Origin of the sequence: Streptomyces sp. NPDC096105, from assembly GCF_044763335.1 — a bacterium.
In the GTDB taxonomy this organism is placed as follows: Bacteria; Actinomycetota; Actinomycetes; order Streptomycetales; family Streptomycetaceae; genus Streptomyces.
On sequence record NZ_JBIWGC010000001.1, the window covers coordinates 65,414 to 83,342 of the forward strand.

General features: G+C 71.1%; 13 protein-coding genes, 1 tRNA gene and 1 pseudogene. 11 read left to right on the forward strand and 4 right to left on the reverse strand.

The annotated features are described in order from the left end of the window. Positions 1 to 118 precede the first annotated feature (118 nt). The 8 genes from ACIQ8B_RS00310 (at position 119) to ACIQ8B_RS00345 (ending at position 10,304) form a co-directional block, all read left to right on the forward strand. Entirely contained in the window at positions 119 to 2,398 is a 2,280-nt protein-coding gene (locus tag ACIQ8B_RS00310) for an FdhF/YdeP family oxidoreductase (RefSeq protein ID WP_403544123.1), read from the forward strand. A gap of 57 nt (positions 2,399 to 2,455) precedes the next feature. After that, positions 2,456 to 2,938: a PaaI family thioesterase gene (locus ACIQ8B_RS00315; RefSeq protein WP_403544125.1), complete on the forward strand. Its 483-nt coding sequence runs from the start codon at positions 2,456 to 2,458 to the stop codon at positions 2,936 to 2,938. Between the two features lie 140 nt (positions 2,939 to 3,078). Continuing rightward, positions 3,079 to 3,495, forward strand: a complete 417-nt coding sequence (locus tag ACIQ8B_RS00320; protein ID WP_403544127.1) for a hypothetical protein — start codon at positions 3,079 to 3,081, stop codon at positions 3,493 to 3,495. Positions 3,496 to 4,384: 889 nt separating this feature from the next. Continuing rightward, the gene (locus ACIQ8B_RS00325) at positions 4,385 to 5,617 is read left to right on the forward strand and encodes a branched-chain amino acid ABC transporter substrate-binding protein (protein WP_106414703.1); all 1,233 of its coding nucleotides are present in this window, start codon (positions 4,385 to 4,387) and stop codon (positions 5,615 to 5,617) included. A 109-nt stretch (positions 5,618 to 5,726) separates the two neighbouring features. Beyond that, the gene (locus tag ACIQ8B_RS00330) at positions 5,727 to 6,659 is read left to right on the forward strand and encodes a branched-chain amino acid ABC transporter permease (protein ID WP_290007191.1); all 933 of its coding nucleotides are present in this window, start codon (positions 5,727 to 5,729) and stop codon (positions 6,657 to 6,659) included. Between the two features lie 5 nt (positions 6,660 to 6,664). Continuing rightward, positions 6,665 to 8,491 carry a branched-chain amino acid ABC transporter permease gene (locus ACIQ8B_RS00335; protein WP_403544130.1) on the forward strand — a complete coding sequence of 609 codons (1,827 nt, stop codon included), beginning with the start codon at positions 6,665 to 6,667 and terminating at the stop codon, positions 8,489 to 8,491. Between the two features lie 5 nt (positions 8,492 to 8,496). Beyond that, positions 8,497 to 9,591, forward strand: a complete 1,095-nt coding sequence (locus tag ACIQ8B_RS00340) for an ABC transporter ATP-binding protein (RefSeq protein WP_403544132.1) — start codon at positions 8,497 to 8,499, stop codon at positions 9,589 to 9,591. Beyond that, positions 9,588 to 10,304, forward strand: a complete 717-nt coding sequence (locus ACIQ8B_RS00345) for an ABC transporter ATP-binding protein (RefSeq protein WP_106414699.1) — start codon at positions 9,588 to 9,590, stop codon at positions 10,302 to 10,304. Before ACIQ8B_RS00340 ends, ACIQ8B_RS00345 begins: the two co-directional genes overlap by 4 nt. An 82-nt stretch (positions 10,305 to 10,386) precedes the next feature. On the opposite strand, the gene ACIQ8B_RS00350 is transcribed toward ACIQ8B_RS00345, so the two are convergent. Next, a complete protein-coding gene (locus tag ACIQ8B_RS00350; protein ID WP_403544134.1) occupies positions 10,387 to 11,046 on the reverse strand; it encodes an ANTAR domain-containing response regulator in 660 nt (219 codons plus the stop codon). A gap of 102 nt (positions 11,047 to 11,148) precedes the next feature. On the opposite strand from ACIQ8B_RS00350, the gene ACIQ8B_RS00355 reads away from it, so the two are divergent. Continuing rightward, positions 11,149 to 11,223: transfer RNA gene (locus ACIQ8B_RS00355), tRNA-Leu, on the forward strand. 103 nt (positions 11,224 to 11,326) lie between these two features. Continuing rightward, on the forward strand, positions 11,327 to 12,100 hold the full coding sequence (locus ACIQ8B_RS00360) for a transcriptional regulator (protein WP_403544136.1): 774 nt from the start codon (positions 11,327 to 11,329) through the stop codon (positions 12,098 to 12,100). Positions 12,101 to 12,119: 19 nt separating this feature from the next. Here ACIQ8B_RS00360 and pyk read toward each other — a convergent pair whose 3' ends face one another. Beyond that, entirely contained in the window at positions 12,120 to 13,556 is a 1,437-nt protein-coding gene (pyk, locus tag ACIQ8B_RS00365) for a pyruvate kinase (protein WP_403544138.1), read from the reverse strand. A 218-nt stretch (positions 13,557 to 13,774) separates the two neighbouring features. On the opposite strand from pyk, the pseudogene ACIQ8B_RS00370 reads away from it, so the two are divergent. After that, a pseudogene (locus tag ACIQ8B_RS00370) lies at positions 13,775 to 14,395 on the forward strand (5'-nucleotidase C-terminal domain-containing protein); the annotation flags it as partial. A 76-nt stretch (positions 14,396 to 14,471) separates the two neighbouring features. Here ACIQ8B_RS00370 and pepN read toward each other — a convergent pair. Beyond that, the gene (gene pepN, locus ACIQ8B_RS00375) at positions 14,472 to 17,030 is read right to left on the reverse strand and encodes an aminopeptidase N (RefSeq protein ID WP_403544140.1); all 2,559 of its coding nucleotides are present in this window, start codon (positions 17,028 to 17,030) and stop codon (positions 14,472 to 14,474) included. Positions 17,031 to 17,493: 463 nt separating this feature from the next. After that, positions 17,494 to 17,832 carry a chorismate mutase gene (locus ACIQ8B_RS00380; protein WP_106414693.1) on the reverse strand — a complete coding sequence of 113 codons (339 nt, stop codon included), beginning with the start codon at positions 17,830 to 17,832 and terminating at the stop codon, positions 17,494 to 17,496. Positions 17,833 to 17,929: the final 97 nt, after the last annotated feature.

Consider the following 17,929-nt stretch of genomic DNA (forward strand, 5'->3'; position numbering starts at 1 on the left):
GGGGCGCGGCCCCGCGAGCCTCGCCCGCGAGATCCGCGCTCCCTTCCCTCCGCCCCGGCCCGGGCCCCGTGGGAGGATCGGAGATCCACCTCACACGTGTGCGTGAACGGAGTGCGCGATGGCAACGAAGCCGCCCCAGGGTGATCCGGTCCAGGACGCGCCGAAGGTGGCCGAGCGGAAGCGGGCGGCCGCCGGGCTCCCCGCGATCGGTCACACCCTGCGCATGGCCCACCGGCAGATGGGTGTGAGGCGCACGGCGCTGACGCTGCTCGGCGTCAACCAGGAGAACGGTTTCGACTGCCCGGGCTGCGCCTGGCCGGAGCCGGAGCACCGGCACCGCGCGGAGTTCTGCGAGAACGGCGCGAAGGCGGTGGCCGAGGAGGCCACGCTGCGCCGGGTCACCCCGGAGTTCTTCGCCGCGCACCCGGTCTCCGACCTGGCCCGCCGCAGCGGGTACTGGCTGGGGCAGCAGGGCCGGCTGACCCACCCCATGTATCTGCCGGAGGGCGCCGACCACTACGAGCCGGTGAGCTGGGAGCGCGCCTTCGGCATCGTCGCCGAGGAGCTGGCCGCGCTGTCCTCCCCGGACGAGGCCGTCTTCTACACGTCGGGCCGCACCAGCAACGAGGCCGCGTTCCTCTACCAGCTCTTCGCGCGCAAGCTCGGCACGAACAACCTGCCCGACTGTTCCAACATGTGCCACGAGTCCTCCGGTTCGGCCCTGTCGGAGACGATCGGCGTCGGCAAGGGCAGCGTGCTGCTGGAGGACCTGTACCGGGCGGACCTGATCGTGGTCGCCGGGCAGAACCCGGGCACCAACCACCCGCGCATGCTGTCCGCGCTGGAGAAGGCCAAGGCGAACGGCGCGCGCGTGGTGAGCGTCAACCCGCTGCCGGAGGCGGGCCTGGAGCGCTTCAAGAACCCGCAGACGCTCAAGGGGCTCACCGCAGGCACCGCGCTGACCGACCTGTTCCTGCAGATCCGCATCGGCGGCGACCAGGCCCTCTTCCGCCTCCTGAACAAGCTGGTCCTGGACACCCCGGGCGCGGTCGACGAGGAGTTCGTCCGCGAACACACCCACGGTTTCCAGGAGTTCGCCGAGGCCGCCCGCGCCGCCGACTGGGACTCCACGCTCGCCGCGACCGGCCTGGCGCGCGAGGACATCGAGCGGTTCCTGCGGATGGTGCTGGACTCGGAGCGGATCGTCGTCTGCTGGGCGATGGGCCTGACCCAGCACAAGCACTCCGTGCCGATGATCCGCGAGATCGTCAACTTCCTGCTGCTGCGCGGCAACATCGGCCGCCCGGGCGCGGGCGTGTGCCCGGTGCGCGGCCACTCCAACGTGCAGGGCGACCGCACCATGGGCATCGTCGAACGGCCCGCGCCGGCGTTCCTGGACGCCCTGGAGCGGGAGTTCGGCTTCGCGCCGCCGCGCGAGCACGGCCACGACGTCGTCCGGGCGATCCGCGCGCTGCGCGACGGGGCGGCGAAGGTGTTCTTCGCGATGGGCGGCAACTTCGTCGCCGCCTCCCCCGACACCGAGGTCACCGAGGCCGCGATGCGCCGGGCCCGGCTGACGGTGCACGTGTCGACGAAGCTGAACCGCTCGCACGCGGTCACGGGCACGCGCGCCCTGATCCTGCCGACGCTGGGCCGCACCGAGCGCGATCTGCAGGCGGGCGGCGAGCAGTTCGTGACGGTGGAGGACTCCATGGGCATGGTGCACGCCTCGCGCGGGCGGCTGGAGCCGGCGAGCCCGCACCTGCTGTCGGAGCCGGCCATCGTGTGCCGGCTGGCCCGCCGGGTCCTCGGCGCGGAGGACGACGTGCCGTGGGAGGAGTTCGAGAGGGACTACGCGACGGTCCGCGACCGCATCGCGCGCGTGGTGCCCGGCTTCGAGGACTTCAACGCGCGCGTGGCGCGCCCCGGCGGCTTCGCCCTCCCGCACGCCCCGCGCGACGAGCGCCGCTTCCCCACCGCGACCGGCAAGGCCAACTTCACCGCGGCGCCGGTGGAGTGCCCGCAGGTGCCGAAGGGCCGGCTGCTGCTGCAGACGCTGCGCTCGCACGACCAGTACAACACCACGGTCTACGGCCTGGACGACCGCTACCGGGGCGTCAGGAACGGGCGCCGCGTGGTGCTGGTGAACCCGGAGGACGCCCGGGAGCTGAGGCTCGCGGACGGCTCCTACGTCGACCTGGTGAGCGAGTGGAAGGACGGTGTGGAGCGCAGGGCGCCCGGTTTCCGCGTCGTGCACTACCCGACGGCGCGGGGGTGCGCCGCCGCCTACTACCCGGAGACCAATGTCCTGGTGCCGCTGGACGCCACCGCGGACACCTCCAACACCCCGGCCAGCAAGTCGGTCGTGGTGCGTCTGGAACAATCGGCGACCGACTGAGCGTGCGCTCAGGGCACAGACGTACGAACGTACCGACGCACGATTGGAGCCGGGCCCATGGGAGAGCCGCAGCAGGTGAAGTTCCCGCAGGAGGTCATCGACGAGTACGCCGCGCTCGGTGTGGACCTCCAGGCGCTGTTCTCGGCGGGCCACCTCGGCACGCGGATGGGCGTGCAGATCACGGAGGCGTCGGCGGAGCGCGTCGTCGGCACGATGCCGGTGGAGGGCAACACCCAGCCCTACGGCCTGCTGCACGGCGGCGCGTCCGCCGTGCTGGCGGAGACGCTGGGCTCGGTCGGCTCGATGCTGCACGGCGGCGTGGGCAGGATCGCGGTCGGCGTGGACCTCAACTGCACGCACCACCGGGGGGTCCGCTCCGGTCTGGTCACCGGAGTCGCCACCCCGGTGCACCGGGGGCGGTCCACGGCGACGTACGAGATCGTGATCACCGACGAGGCGGACAAGCGGGTGTGCACCGCCCGGCTGACCTGCCTGCTGCGGGACGCGCGGCCCGGTGACGCGGAGAAGGCGGCCGGCTGACGGCCGCCGGGGCGCGGGGAGCCCTCGGCACCGCGCACCCCGCACGCCTCGCGCTCCCCCGCACACCCGCCCCGCTCCCGTGGCACCGCGCCCGTCGCCGCCCTTGCCCGCGGCCGGCGGGCGCTCCAGCGTTCCGTGTCATGGGACGGGGCGGCACCTCTCGCGGCGCCGGGGCGTTCCGCGCGCCCTTCCCGGCCGTGCTCGCGACGGCCCTGGCCGTGGCCGGGTGCGGTACGGCCGGCCCGGGCACAGCGCGTGACGCCTCCCCCGCGGCCCGCACCTCCCCGTCCCCCCGGGCGACCTCCGACGTGGACCTCTGCGTCCGCATCGTCGGCCACTGGTCGCGCGAGGTGCTCGACGGCCGCGGCTACGGCGACTACCAGTCCATGGGCATGTCCGGCGGCCAGTACGAGATCCTGCGCGAGGTGGTGGAGGCCGCGCGCGCCGCCCGGCGCGAAGGGGCGCGCGATGTCGGCAGGGTGACGGGGCGTCAGGCGCGCGAGGGGTGCGTCGCGTGGTACCGCTCCGGAGGGCCCGGTGAGGGGCCCTGGCGATGAGCGGGATCGGTCCCGTCGAACCGGACGGCGACACGCGCCCGTCGGACCCCGCCCCCGCCGCCCCGCACCCCTGGAACAGGCCGTCCGCACGCACGCCGGGACGCCGCCGCCGGACCGCGGCCGGCGCGCTCCTCGCCGTCGCCGTACTCGTCGGCGGGTTCGCCCTCCACCTCACGCGCCCACGCCCCGCACCACCGCCCGAACCCCGCTTCCCGAGTCAGACGACGTCCTTCCGTTACCTGTCCATGCAGGTCAGAGACGCGCGGGCGACTTTGCCTGAATTTGAATTCACAATACAAGCGTTTTCGGAATCCGATGCTCCGGTGCTCGTCCTGGACATTTCCCAGCCCTGCGCGGGCCTGTCCCTCGGATCCGGGCCGACCACTCCTTTACGAGTGAAAGGGGGCATGTCCCGCAAGATCACCGTGACCGCCCGCGTGACGGAATGCGGAAAAGTGCCACGGAACGCCGGACTCCCTTTCCTGGACGTAACACTGCGTAACACGCGCGCAAAAGAGGCGCACAGCTACATCCTCGGCGCCCGGTACGCGAGGGACCTGTCCGCGGCCCTGGAGGTGGCCTGCGGCAACGGATTCCGGTAATCAGCAAAACGCCTGATACACCTGGAGCACCCCCGCCGGTTCCTGCGGTTTCTCACCATGCGGACAGGGCAAATCGGCGGGAATTCAGCTCTTCTCCCCACTCAGTACCGCTCTGCAATACGTCGTGTCATAACAAGAGCGTCACAGCCTTGGCCAGAGTCTCCTCCACATTCCCCCCACACGCTTAGAGTCACGGCCAGTCACCGCGCCGCCTGATTCTCACTCGGCCCAGCGCTCGACTCGGCCGTTTCCACGGGGAAGCGGCTGTCAGGGGAAAGGACTGGATCGTGCGTCAACGTTCGCTCATCTCCATCACCGCCGCCCTGGCGGCAGGTGCACTCACCCTCACCGCCTGCGGCTCACGCGACGACAACGGCGGCGGCTCGGACTCGGGCAACGGTGACACCACCGTGGTCATCGGCGTCGACGCACCGCTGACCGGCGACCTCTCCGCGCTCGGCCTCGGCATCAAGAACTCCGTGGACCTCGCCACGAAGATCGCCAACAAGGAGAAGCACGTCGAGGGCGTCACCTTCAAGATCGAGGCGCTCGACGACCAGGGCCAGGCCTCCGTCGGCCAGCAGAACGCCACCAAGCTCGTCGCCAACAAGGACGTGCTCGGCGTCGTCGGCCCGCTGAACTCCTCCGTCGGCGAGTCGATGCAGAAGGTCTTCGACACCGCCAAGCTGGTCGAGGTCTCCCCCGCGAACACCAACCCCGCCCTCACCCAGGGCGTGAACTGGCAAACCAAGAAGGAACGGCCGTACAAGTCGTACTTCCGCACCGCGACCACGGACGCCATCCAGGGACCGTTCGCCGCGCAGTACGTCTACAACGACGCCAAGAAGAAGAAGGTCTTCGTCATCGACGACAAGAAGACCTACGGCGCCGGACTGGCCGCCACCTTCACCGAGGAGTTCAAGAAGCTCGGCGGCCAGGTCGTCGGCACCGAGCACATCAACCCGGAGAGCAAGGACTTCAGCGCCGTCGCCACCAAGGTGAAGAACTCCGGCGCCGACGTCGTCTACTACGGCGGCGAGTACCCGCAGGCCGGCCCGCTGAGCAAGCAGATCAAGGAAGCCGGCGCCAAGATCCCGCTGGTCGGCGGCGACGGCATCTACAGCGCCGACTTCATCAAGCTGGCCGGCGCGGCCGGCACCGGCGACCTCGCCACCTCCGTCGGCGCGCCCGTCGAGTCGCTGCCGTCCGCCAAGGAGTTCGTCGCGAACTACAAGGCCGAGGGCTACAAGGAGGACTACGAGGCGTACGGCGGTTACTCCTACGACTCCGCCTGGGCCATCATCGAGGCCGTCAAGAAGGTCGTCGACGACAACGACGGCAAGCTGCCCGACGACGCCCGCGCCAAGGTCGTCGACGCCATGCAGAACGTCTCCTTCGACGGCGTGACCGGCAAGGTCTCCTTCGACGAGTTCGGTGACGCGACCAACAAGCAGCTCACCGTCTACACCGTCAAGGGCGGCGACTGGACCACCGTGAAGTCCGGCACCTTCACCGGCTGACCTCCCCCGCACCACTCACACGAGCCGCGCGGGGCGCTGTTCCACTGGCGCCCCGCGCGGACTCGGTTCCGGCCCATCCGTCGAACCCGAAAGTCTCGGAGGACATGCGGTGAACGAACTGCCGCAGCAGCTGGTCAACGGCCTGCTACTGGGATCCATGTACGGCCTGGTCGCCATCGGCTACACAATGGTCTACGGCATCGTCCAGCTCATCAACTTCGCCCACGGCGAGATCTTCATGGTCGGCGCCTTCGGCGCCATCACCGTGCATCTGTACGTCTTGCCGGACGGCACCTCCATGTGGGTCGCCCTGCCGCTCATGCTGATCGGCGCCATGATCACCTCGGTGCTGGTCGCCATCGGAGCGGAACGGTTCGCCTACCGCCCGCTGCGCGGCGCGCCCCGGCTCGCCCCGCTGATCACCGCCATCGGACTCTCCCTCGCACTCCAGCAGGCCGTCTGGGCCTTCTACCCGGAGGCGAAGTCCAAGCTGGCCTTCCCGCAGATCGAAGGCGGCCCGTTCACCATCGGCGGCGCCACCGTCCAGACCGGCGACATCTTCCTGCTCGTCGCGGCACCCCTCAGCATGGCGTTCCTCGCCTACTTCGTCATGCGCACCCGCACCGGCCGCGGCATGCAGGCCACCGCGCAGGACCCGGACACCGCGAAGCTGATGGGCGTCAACACCGACCGCATCATCGTGATCGCCTTCGCCCTCGGCGCCGTCTTCGCCGCCGTCGGCGGTGTCGCCAGCGGTCTGAAGTACGGCCAGATCGACTTCAAGATGGGCTTCATCCTCGGCCTCAAGGCCTTCACCGCGGCCGTGCTCGGCGGTATCGGCAACATCTACGGAGCCATGATCGGCGGTGTGGTCCTCGGCGTCGTCGAGACCCTGGCCACCGCCTACATCGCCGACATCCCCGGCCTGGACCAGTTCGGCAGCCAGTCCTGGGCCGAGGTCTGGGCCTTCATCCTCCTCATCCTCGTGCTCCTGTTCCGGCCACAGGGCCTGCTCGGCGAGCGCGTCGCGGACAGGGCGTGACACCGATGACCACACAGACCACAGCACAGAAGACCGTGGCCGCACCCGCCCCGAACACCCCCTCCGGGCTCATCGGCATCCCCGCGAACCTCGCGCGGGCCCTCGCCACCGGCGGCAGCGTCCTCGCCGTCATATCCACCTTCCTCGCCTGGACCTGGACCTCCGCCTTCCCCGGCGACCTCACCGTCTACGGCTACCCGGGCGGACTCCAGGTGCTCGTCCTCGTCGGCGGCGCCCTCGCCACCCTCTTCTGCCTCGCCTCCCACGGCGTCAGAGGACTGGGCTGGCTCACCCCGGCCGGCGCCGACGCGGCCGTGAAGTACGCCGTGCTCGGCACCTTCGCCACCGTCTGGTACACCGTCGTCTCGATCAGCGCCGAACTCGGCGGCGTCGTCAACCTCGAACCGGGCGGCTACCTCGCCGCCGCCGCCACGCTCATCGCCCTCGTCGGCGCCCTGGCCCTCCCCTTCGAGCGCCCCGAACCCGACCCGATCGACCCCGAGGCCGGCGGCTGGGAACGGTTCACGCACGACACCGGACACGCCCTGGCGGTGCTGCGGGCGGCCTTCGCCTCCGGCTCCCCGCGCCCCGTGCGCACCCTGCCGTCCTACGCCGAGATCCTGATCATCGTCGCCGTCCTGGCGGTCGCCCTGACCGTCTTCACCTACGGCATCGGCACCGAGTACGACGAGCTGTTCGTCGGCTTCCTGATCACCGCCGGCTTCGGCTTCAGCGCACTGAACCGCTCCGGCCTGATCGCCCACGCCTCCCAGATCAGCGCCCGCCACCAGAACATCACCGTCTGCGGCGCGTTCGTCGCGGCGGCCCTGTTCCCCTTCACCCAGACCGACGACCAGTACGCCACCCTCGGCGTCTACATCCTCATCTTCGCCACCGTCGCCCTGGGCCTGAACATCGTCGTCGGCCTCGCCGGCCTGCTCGACCTCGGCTACGTCGCCTTCCTCGGCGTCGGCGCCTACGCGGCCGCGCTCGTCTCCGGCTCGCCCAGCTCGCCCTTCGGCGTGCACTTCCCCTTCTGGGCCGCCGTCCTCGTCGGTGCCGCCGCCTCGCTCGTCTTCGGCGTGCTCATCGGCGCGCCCACCCTGCGGCTGCGCGGCGACTACCTGGCCATCGTCACCCTCGGCTTCGGTGAGATCTTCCGCATCGCCGTGAACAACACCGACGGCACCTCCGGCCCGGACCTCACCAACGGCTCCAACGGCATCGCGTCCATCCCGGACCTGAACATCCTGGGCTTCGACCTGGGCGTCGCACACGACATCGGCGGCTTCACCATCGGCCGGTTCGCCAACTACTTCTTCCTGATGCTGCTCATCACGGCCGTCGTCGTCCTCGTCTTCCGGCGCAGCGGCGACTCCCGCATCGGCCGGGCCTGGGTCGCCATCCGCGAGGACGAGACCGCCGCCCTCGCCATGGGCATCAACGGCTTCCGGGTCAAGCTCATCGCCTTCGCCGTGGGCGCCACCCTCGCCGGCCTCGCCGGCACGGTCCAGGCGCACGTCACCTACACCGTGACCCCCGAGCAGTACCTGTTCGCCGGCACCACCCCGCCCAACTCCGCCTTCCTCCTCGCCGCGGTCGTGCTCGGCGGCATGGGCACCATCGCCGGACCCCTCATCGGAGCCGCGCTGCTCTTCCTCATCCCCAACAAACTCCAGTTCCTGGGCGACTACCAGCTCCTCGCGTTCGGCATCGCGCTCGTACTGCTGATGCGCTTCCGTCCCGAGGGCCTCATCCCCAACCGGCGCCGCCGGCTGGAGTTCCACGAAGAGGCCGACGCGCCCACAGTCCTGAGCAAGACGGGGGCCTGACCACCATGACCACCGACACCACCACCAAGGACACCGCCGCGGGCGCGCCCGCCCCCGGCACCGTCGTCCTCGACGCGCGCGGCGTCACCATGCGGTTCGGCGGCCTCACCGCCGTCCGGGACGTCGACCTCACCGTCCGCAGCGGCGAGATCGTCGGCCTGATCGGCCCCAACGGCGCCGGCAAGACCACCTTCTTCAACTGCCTCACCGGGCTGTACATCCCCACCGAGGGCGAGGTCCGCTACAAGGACAAGGTGCTCCCGCCCAAGTCCTTCAAGGTGACCGCCGCCGGCATCGCCCGCACGTTCCAGAACATCCGGCTGTTCGCCAACATGACGGTCCTGGAGAACGTCCTCGTCGGCCGCCACACCCGCACCAAGGAGGGCTTCTGGTCGGCCGTCCTGCGCGGGCCCGGCTTCCACAAGGCCGAGGCCGCCTCCCGCGCCCGCGCCATGGAGCTGCTGGAGTTCGTCGGCCTCGCCGAGAAGGCCGACCAGCTCGCACGCAACCTCCCCTACGGCGAGCAGCGCAAGCTCGAGATCGCCCGCGCGCTCGCCAGCGAACCGGGACTGCTGCTCCTCGACGAGCCCACCGCGGGCATGAACCCCCAGGAGACCCGGGCGGCGGAAGAGCTCATCTTCGCCATCCGCGACCAGGGCACCGCCGTCCTCGTCATCGAGCACGACATGCGGTTCATCTTCAACCTCTGCGACCGGGTCGCCGTCCTCGTCCAGGGACAGAAGCTGATCGAGGGCGACCCCGCCACGGTCCAGGGCGACGAACGGGTCATCGCCGCCTACATCGGCGAACCGCTGGCGAACGACCCCGGGGCCGCGGAGGCCGCCGAGGTCGAGGCCGCCGAAGCGGCGGCCGAGGCAGCGGGCCGGCCCCGGACCCCCGCCAAGGCGGCCGGCACCCCGGCGCCCGCCGCCGGAACGGCCGACGAGACGGCTGACGCGGACACACGGCCGGACACCGAGGCGCGAGCCGCAGCCGCCACGGACGCCGAACCCGCCACGGACGCCGAGACAGAAGCACAGGCGGAGACGGAGGCCGACGCCCCCACGGACGCCGCGCCCGGCAAGGAGAACGACCGATGACCGCACTCCTCGAGGTCGAGGACCTGAAAGTCGCCTACGGCAAGATCCAGGCCGTCAAGGGCATCTCGTTCAGCGTCGGCGCCGGCGAAGTGGTCACCCTGATCGGCACCAACGGCGCCGGCAAGACCACCACCCTGCGCACGCTCTCCGGACTTCTCAAGCCGGTCGGCGGCCAGATCAGGTTCAACGGCAAGTCGCTGAAGAAGGTCCCCGCCCACAAGATCGTCTCGCTCGGACTGGCCCACTCCCCCGAGGGACGGCACATCTTCCCGCGCATGACGATCGAGGACAACCTCCGCCTCGGCGCCTTCCTGCGCAGCGACAAGGCCGGCATCGAGCAGGACATCCAGCGCGCCTACGACCTCTTCCCCATCCTCGGGGAACGCCGCAAGCAGGCCGCCGGAACCCTCTCCGGCGGTGAGCAGCAGATGCTCGCCATGGGCAGGGCCCTGATGTCCCGGCCCCAGCTGCTCATGCTCGACGAGCCCTCCATGGGTCTGTCGCCGATCATGATGCAGAAGATCATGGCGACCATCGCCGAGCTGAAGTCCCAGGGCACCACCATCCTGCTCGTCGAGCAGAACGCCCAGGCGGCCCTGTCGCTGGCCGACCACGGCCATGTGATGGAGGTCGGCAACATCGTCCTCTCCGGCACCGGCCGCGACCTCCTCCACGACGAGTCGGTCCGCAAGGCCTACCTCGGCGAGGACTGAACCCGCGGGCAAAAGGCCCGCGCCCCCGGTACGGGAGCGCGGGCCTTCGTCGTACCCGTGCCTCAGGGGGCGGCGGCCCCGCTCAGCCGCCCTTCGCGGCCTTCTTCTCCTCGGCGTCGTCGATGACCGCCTGGGCCACCTGCTGCATCGACATGCGCCGGTCCATCGAGGTCTTCTGGATCCAGCGGAACGCGGCCGGCTCGGTCAGCCCGTACTGCGTCTGCAGCACCGACTTGGCGCGGTCCACCAGCTTGCGCGTCTCCAGACGCTGGCTGAGGTCGGCGACCTCACGCTCCAGCTCCTTCAGCTCCGTGAACCGCGACACCGCCATCTCGATCGCGGGCACCACGTCGCTCTTGCTGAACGGCTTGACCAGGTACGCCATCGCGCCCGCGTCCCGCGCCCGCTCCACCAGGTCGCGCTGCGAGAAGGCGGTCAGCATCAGCACGGGGGCGATGGACTCCTCGGCGATCTTCTCGGCCGCGGAGATGCCGTCCAGCTTGGGCATCTTCACGTCGAGGATCACCAGGTCGGGGCGGTGCTCACGGGCCAGCTCGACGGCCTGCTCACCGTCGCCCGCCTCGCCGACGACCGTGTACCCCTCCTCCTCGAGCATCTCTTTGAGATCGAGCCGGATCAGTGCCTCGTCCTCGGCGATGACGACGCGCGTCGTCATCGGCGGCACGTGCGACTTGCCGTCGTCGGACACGTCTGCGGGCTGGGGCGACTCGGGGGCGCTCAACGTGGGCTCCTTGGTGCGAGGCAGAACTCTGCTGACAAGAGCCTACCTAGCTGCGGTAAGGTGGTCGCGCAAAGGGTCGAGGGGAAACCTTTGATTCCTCGGGCCCCGGTAGCCCAATTGGCAGCAGGCAATGGATTCAAAACCCATACAGTGTCGGTTCGAGTCCGACCCGGGGCACCTTTCCTTGGGTTCCAAGGTCACTACGAAGTGGATGTGCACGTTCTCGTGAACATCCACTTTTTGCTGCACGCTGTCGTGGCCGGGGCCTCAGAGTGGCCACATGTACGACATGGGTACACGCCGGCGAGCGCTGCAACTGGTGGCGCAGGGCCGCAGTCTGAACGCCGTCAGCAAAGAGATGGGCGTGTCCAGGTACGCCATCCGCTCCTGGCGAACGCGCATCGAGCCGCTCAGGCGCGCGGGCACGTCCTGCCCCCGCTGTCAGGCCACTCCCGGCGTCCCTGACGACCCCGGCGCGTACGCCCACCTTCTCGGCCTGTACCTCGGCGACGGCTGCATCAGCACCCACCGCAGAGGCGTCTACTACATGCGCGTCGTCCTGGACGAGGCGTGGCCGGGCGTCATCGACGAGTGCGAGGCGGCACTCCGCGCTGTCAGACCCGACAACAGCGTCTGCCGCGTGCGGAGACAGGGCTGTGTGGCGGTCACCAGCTCCAGCAAGCACTGGCCCTGTCTCTTCCCTCAGCACGGACCGGGCATGAAGCACACGCGCACCATCGCCCTGGAGCCCTGGCAGCAGGCGGTCGTCGACGCGCACCCCTGGGCGTTCATCCGCGGGCTCGTCCATTCGGACGGCTGCCGGATCACCAACTGGACGACCCGTGTGGTCGCCGGCGAGCGCAAGCGCTACGAGTACCCGCGGTACTTCTTCACCAACAAGTCCGACGACATCAGGAAGCTCTTCACCGACACGCTGGACAAGGTGGGTGTCGAATGGACGGCGTCGGCCCGTGGCAGCGACCCCTGCAACGTCTCCGTGGCCCGCAAGGCGTCCGTCGCCCTGATGGATCTCCACGTGGGTCCCAAGCACTGACCCGGGACGCGGCGCGCGGTCACTTCGGGCTGTCGTCCTCGCCGATGTGGTGGACGCGGACCATGTTGGTGGAGCCGGAGACCCCGGGCGGGGAGCCGGCGGTGATGACGACCGTGTCGCCCTCGGCGCAGCGGGCGTACCGCAGCAGGAGTTCGTCGACCTGGTCGACCATGGCGTCCGTGGAGGCCACGTGCGGGCCGAGGAAGGTCTCGACGCCCCAGGAGAGGCTGAGCTGGGAGCGGGTGGCCGGGTCCGGGGTGAAGGCGAGCAGGGGGATGGGTGAGCGGTAGCGGGAGAGGCGGCGGGCGGTGTCGCCCGACTGGGTGAAGGCGACGAGGAAGCGGGCGCCGAGGAAGTCGCCCATCTCCGCGGCCGCGCGGGCGACGGCGCCGCCCTGGGTGCGGGGTTTGTCGCGTTCGGTCAGCGGGGGCAGGCCGCGGGCGAGGATGTCCTCCTCGGCGGCCTCGACGATGCGGGCCATGGTGCGCACGGTCTCGACGGCGTACTTGCCGACGCTGGTCTCGCCGGAGAGCATCACGGCGTCGGTGCCGTCGATGACGGCGTTGGCGACGTCGGAGGCTTCGGCGCGGGTGGGCCGGGCGTTGTCGATCATCGAGTCGAGCATCTGGGTGGCGACGATGACCGGCTTGGCGTTGCGCCGGGCGAGTGCGACGGCGCGTTTCTGGACGATGGGGACCTGTTCGAGCGGCATCTCGACGCCCAGGTCGCCGCGGGCCACCATGACGCCGTCGAAGGCGGCGACGATCTCGTCGAGGGCCTGGACGGCCTGGGGTTTCTCGATCTTGGCGATGACGGGGAGGCGGCGGCCCTCCTCGTCCATGATGCGGTGGACGTCCTTGATGTCGCGTCCGCTGCGCACGAAGGAGAGGGCGACGACGTCGAAGCCGGTGCGCAGCGCCCAGCGCAGGTCGTCCTCGTCCTTTTTGGAGAGGGCGGGCACGGAGACGGCGACGCCGGGGAGGTTGAGGCCCTTGTGGTCGGAGACGACGCCGCCTTCGACGACGGTGGTGTGGACGCGGGGGCCGTCGACGGCGGTGACCTCGAGGGTGACCCGGCCGTCGTCGACGAGGACGCGTTCGCCCGGGGTGACGTCCTCGGCGAGGCCGGCGTGGGTGGTGCCGCAGAGGTGGCGGTCGCCTTCGACGCCGTCCTCGACGCTGATGGTGAAGGGGTCGCCGCGTTCGAGGAGTACGGGGCCTTCGGCGAAGCGGCCCAGGCGGATCTTGGGGCCTTGGAGGTCGGCGAGGAGTCCTACGCTGCGGCCGGTCTCGTCGGCGGCCTTGCGCACCTTTCGGTACCGCTCCTCGTGCTCGGCGTGCTCGCCGTGGCTGAGGTTGAGGCGGGCCACGTCCATTCCGGCGTCGACCAGGGCTTTGATCTGGTCGTACGAGTCCGTCGCGGGACCCAGGGTGCAGACGATTTTCGCTCGGCGCATGGTTCGACCCTAGGCCTTACCCGTGGGTAGTGATGTGGTGGCGGGTGACGGCTGAACGGCTTGCGGGTGAAAGGGTATTGACAAGTGCCGAATTGTGCGGTGGGCCGCTCCGGTGAGCGTGCGGGGCCGGTCACCGGATCGACACCTGAGGGAGGTGTTCCGGATCGACGTGTTCAGGTCAGAATCGTCGGGCGAATCTACGCGCGTTGTGCGCCGTCGACGCGCCGGTCATCGATCTGATCAGCAAGGTGCAGGAGGACGTGGTCCGGGAGGCGCTGGCGGGCACCGAGCACGCCGCGCTGCCGGTGCTGTCGCAGGCGTCGCCGTTCTCCCGGACCAGCGAGATCCCGGCGGGCGAGGTGACCGTCCGGGACCTGTCCGGCCTGTACGTGTACGACAACACGCTGATGACGGGCGCTCAGGTGCGGGCGTACCTGGAGCACTCGGCGGAGTACTTCGTGCGGACCGCCGCGGACGCGCCGGTGGACGTGGAGAGGCTGACCAACGCGAACGGCCGTCCGGACTACACCTACGACTACGTGTCGGGTGCCACGTACGACATCGACATCGCCCGGCCGGCCGGGTCGCGGATCAGGAACCTGAGGTTCGACGACGCCCCGGTGGACGACGCGCAGCGGTTCGTGCTGGCGGTGAACAACTACCGTGCCAACGGCGGCGGGGCGTTCCCGCACGTGGCGTCGGCGCCGGAGCTGTGGGCGGAGTCGACGGAGATCCGCGCCCGGATCGCGGAGTGGGTGACGGCCAGGGGCGTCCTCGACCCGAAGGACTTCGCGTCGCAGGACTGGCGGCTGACCCGGGACGGCACGCCGGTGTTCTGACCGTCGGTCGCAGGGATGCCCGTCGGGGGCGCCGCCGGTCCGTCCGGCGGCGCCCCCGACGCGTTCCCGTCCGCTGTCACGCCTGCTGGACGCGCAGGGCGCGGGCCAGATCGTCGAGCCGGTCGGTGAACTGGCGGCGCAGGGCCGGCACGGGGTCGGTCTTGCGCAGGGCCTTCTCGCCGAGTTCCAGGGTCCCGGCGTCGACGGCGTGGGCGGGGAAGGCCCAGTGTCCGGCGGCCGTGGCGATGGCGGGTCCGCGGCGTGCGGCGAGGGCGACGGCGTCCTTGAAGTAGCGCGCCACGTAGGGGCGGACCAGTTCGGCCTGCTCGGGCTGCCAGAAGCCCTGGGCGGTGGCGGTGAACAGGTAGGCGGACAGGTCGTCGGAGCCGAACATGGCCTCCCAGGCGCGGGCCTTGGCGTCCGGGTCGGGCAGGGCGGCCCGGCAGCGGGCGGCGCCCTCCTGGCCGGTGGCGCTGGGGTCGCGGCGCAGTTCCCCGGCGATGGCGGACTCGTCGACGGCGCCGAGCACCGCGAGCCGGGCGAGGATCCGCCAGCGCAGTTCCGGGTCGAGTTCGGGGCCGCCGGGGACGGTGCCCTCGGCGAGCCAGGCGGCGATGGTCTCGGGGCGGGCTGCGGCGTCGATGCAGTGGCGCACCGCGACCAGGCGCAGGCCCGGGTGGTCGCCGTCCTCGGTGCGGCGGATGAGGTCGCGGCACAGGTCGGTGAGGGTGGCGAGCGCGGCGGGCCGCCGGTCCGGGGTGAGGTAGTGGTCGGCGGCCTCTCCGGACGCGAAGGCGAGGACGCCCTGGGCGAGGGCGATGTCGGTCTCGTGGGGCAGGTGGGCGCGGGCGATGCCGAGGTAGTCGCCTGCGGGCAGCTCCCCGTCGCGTACGGCGTCCCTGAGGGCGTTCCACACCACGGCGCGGGTGAGCGGGTCGGGCAGCCCGGACAGGTGGGTGCGCAGGGTGGTCAGGGAGTCGGGGTCGAAGCGGATCTTGGCGTAGCTGAGGTCGCCGTCGTTGAGGACGACGAGGGCGGGGCGGGTGCCGCCGGTGTCGAGGGAGACGGTTCCGTCGGCGGGGACGTCGGCGTCGGCGCGTTCGCGCAGGACGAGGCGTCCGGGGTCGTGCAGGTCGCGGTCGTAGACGCCGACGGCGATGCGGTGCGGGCGCCTGCCGCCCTCGGTGGAGCCGGGCCCTCCGGTGTTGCGGACGGTGAGGGTCCAGGCGCCGTGGTCGCCGGTGCGGATCTCGGGGGTGAGGGTGTCGACGCCGGTGGTGCGCAGCCAGGCGTCGGCCCAGGCGTGCACGTCGCGCTCGGTGGCGGAGGCCAGCGAGTCGATGAACTCGGCGAGGCCGGCGTTGCCGAAGCGGTACCGCTCGAAGTGGGTGTTGATGCCGGCGAGGAAGTCCTTCTCGCCGAGCCAGGCGACGAGCTGGCGCAGGGCGGAGGCGCCCTTGGCGTAGGAGATGCCGTCGAAGTTGAGCAGGGCGGAGGCGGTGTCCTCGACGTGCTCCGGGGCGACGGGGTGGGTGGAGGGCCGCTGGTCGGCGTCGTAGCCCCAGGCCTTGCGGGAGACGCCGAAGTCGGTCCAGGTGCTGGCGCCGCGCCAGCGGGGCGGCTGTCCGCCGGGGCTCGCGGGGGTGACCTCGTTGAGGGTCTGGTAGCCCATGTACTCGGCGAAGGACTCGTTCAGCCAGATGTCGTCCCACCAGCGGAGGGTGACGAGGTCGCCGAACCACATGTGGGCCATCTCGTGGGCGATCACCATGGCGCGGGTCTGCCGCTCGGTGTCGGTGACGGCCGAGCGGTAGACGAACTCGTCGCGGAAGGTGACCAGTCCGGGGTTCTCCATGGCGCCCGCGTTGAACTCGGGCACGAACGCCTGGTCGTAGGAGTCGAAGGGGTAGGGCTCGTCGAACTTCTCGTGGTAGCGGTCGAAGCAGACGCGGGTGATGTCGAGGAGTTCCTCCGTGTCCGCATCGAGGTACGGGGCGAGGGAGCGGCGGCAGTGCAGGCCGAAGGGCAGGCCGCGGTGTTCGGTGCGCACGGAGTGCCAGGGGCCGGCGGCGACGGCGACGAGGTAGGTGGAGACGGGCGGGGTGGGCGCGGCCTTCCACACGCCGCCGCCGGTGTGCTCGGTGACGCCGTTGGCGAGGACCGTCCAGTGCTCGGGCGCGGTGACGGTGAGCTCGAAGACGGCCTTGAGGTCGGGCTGGTCGAAGGCGGCGAAGACGCGCTGCACGTCGTCCAGGAAGAGCTGGGTGTAGACGTAGGTCTCGCCGTCGGCGGGGTCGGTGAAGCGGTGCATGCCCTCGCCGGTGCGGGAGTAGCGCATGCGCGCGTCGACCAGCAGCTCGTGTCCGCCGGCGGTGAGGTTCCTCAGCGGGAGCCGGCCGTCGTCGAGGAGGGCGGGGTCCAGGGGCTGTCCGTCGAGCGTGACGCTGCGCAGTTCGGCGGGCTTGATCTCGACGAAGGTGTCCGCGTCCGCGCGGGCGGTGAACCCGATGAGGGTGCGGGAGTCGAACGTCTCGTCCCCGGCGGTCAGATCGAGGGCGATCGTGTAGCGGTGGACGTCGATGAGCTGTGCTCGGTTCTGCGCTTCGTCGCGCGTCAGTACGGACATGCACGCCATGCTGCCTGATGCCGCCTGCCGGGCACAGAGGTGGATGGGGTACGCGGCCTATGTCCGGTCCCTTCCGGGCTCCGCGGTGTGCGCCCCCGGGGGCTGTGCGGGGGGCACGCGCGCGTGCGGGAGGGGCGGCGCGGGGCGTGCGGCGGGGCGCCGGCCGCGTCGGGCCGGGCGCGCGGGGAGCACGCCTCGGCCTCCGGGGCGAGCCCGCGCCGGCGGGTGTCGTGGAGGTGGCGCACCTTGGTGCGCGGCGCCCCGGGGGCGACGGGGGTGGTGGCGGGGGCCGGTGGCGGGGGCCGGCGAGGAGGACGCGGACGGCGGGCGGCATGGCGCGCGTCCTTCCTCGCCAGGGCCGGACGCGGGGACGGGAGGTGACGGACGGTGCCCGGCGTCCGGCAGGGCGTGCACGCCGTGCACGCGCCGCCCCGTCGCTCCCCGCCGCGTCCCGGGCCGGCGTCCGGTCCGCTCAGGAGGCGCCGTTCGCGGTGTCGTCGGCGATGCGCTCGTGGTGGCGGATCACCTCGGCGATGATGAACGTCAGGAACTTCTCCGCGAAGGCCGGGTCGAGCTTGGCGCTCTCGGCGAGGGCGCGCAGCCGGGCGATCTGGCGGGCCTCGCGCCCCGGGTCGGCGGGCGGCAGCCGGTGCTCGGCCTTGAGCCGGCCGACCTGCTGGGTGCACTTGAAGCGCTCGGCGAGCATGTGGACGACGGCCGCGTCGATGTTGTCGATGCTGTCGCGCAGGCGGGTCAGTTCGTCGAGGACCGCGGGGTCGGCGTCGGGGCCGGCGGCGTTGCTGGTGGTCATGGCGGTTCAGCCTACGGCGGGCGGGCCGCGCGTCCGGAGACGGCGGCGGGCGGGGCGGGCCCGTACAGTGGAGGGGGTCCAGGCGCGGCGGGGGTGC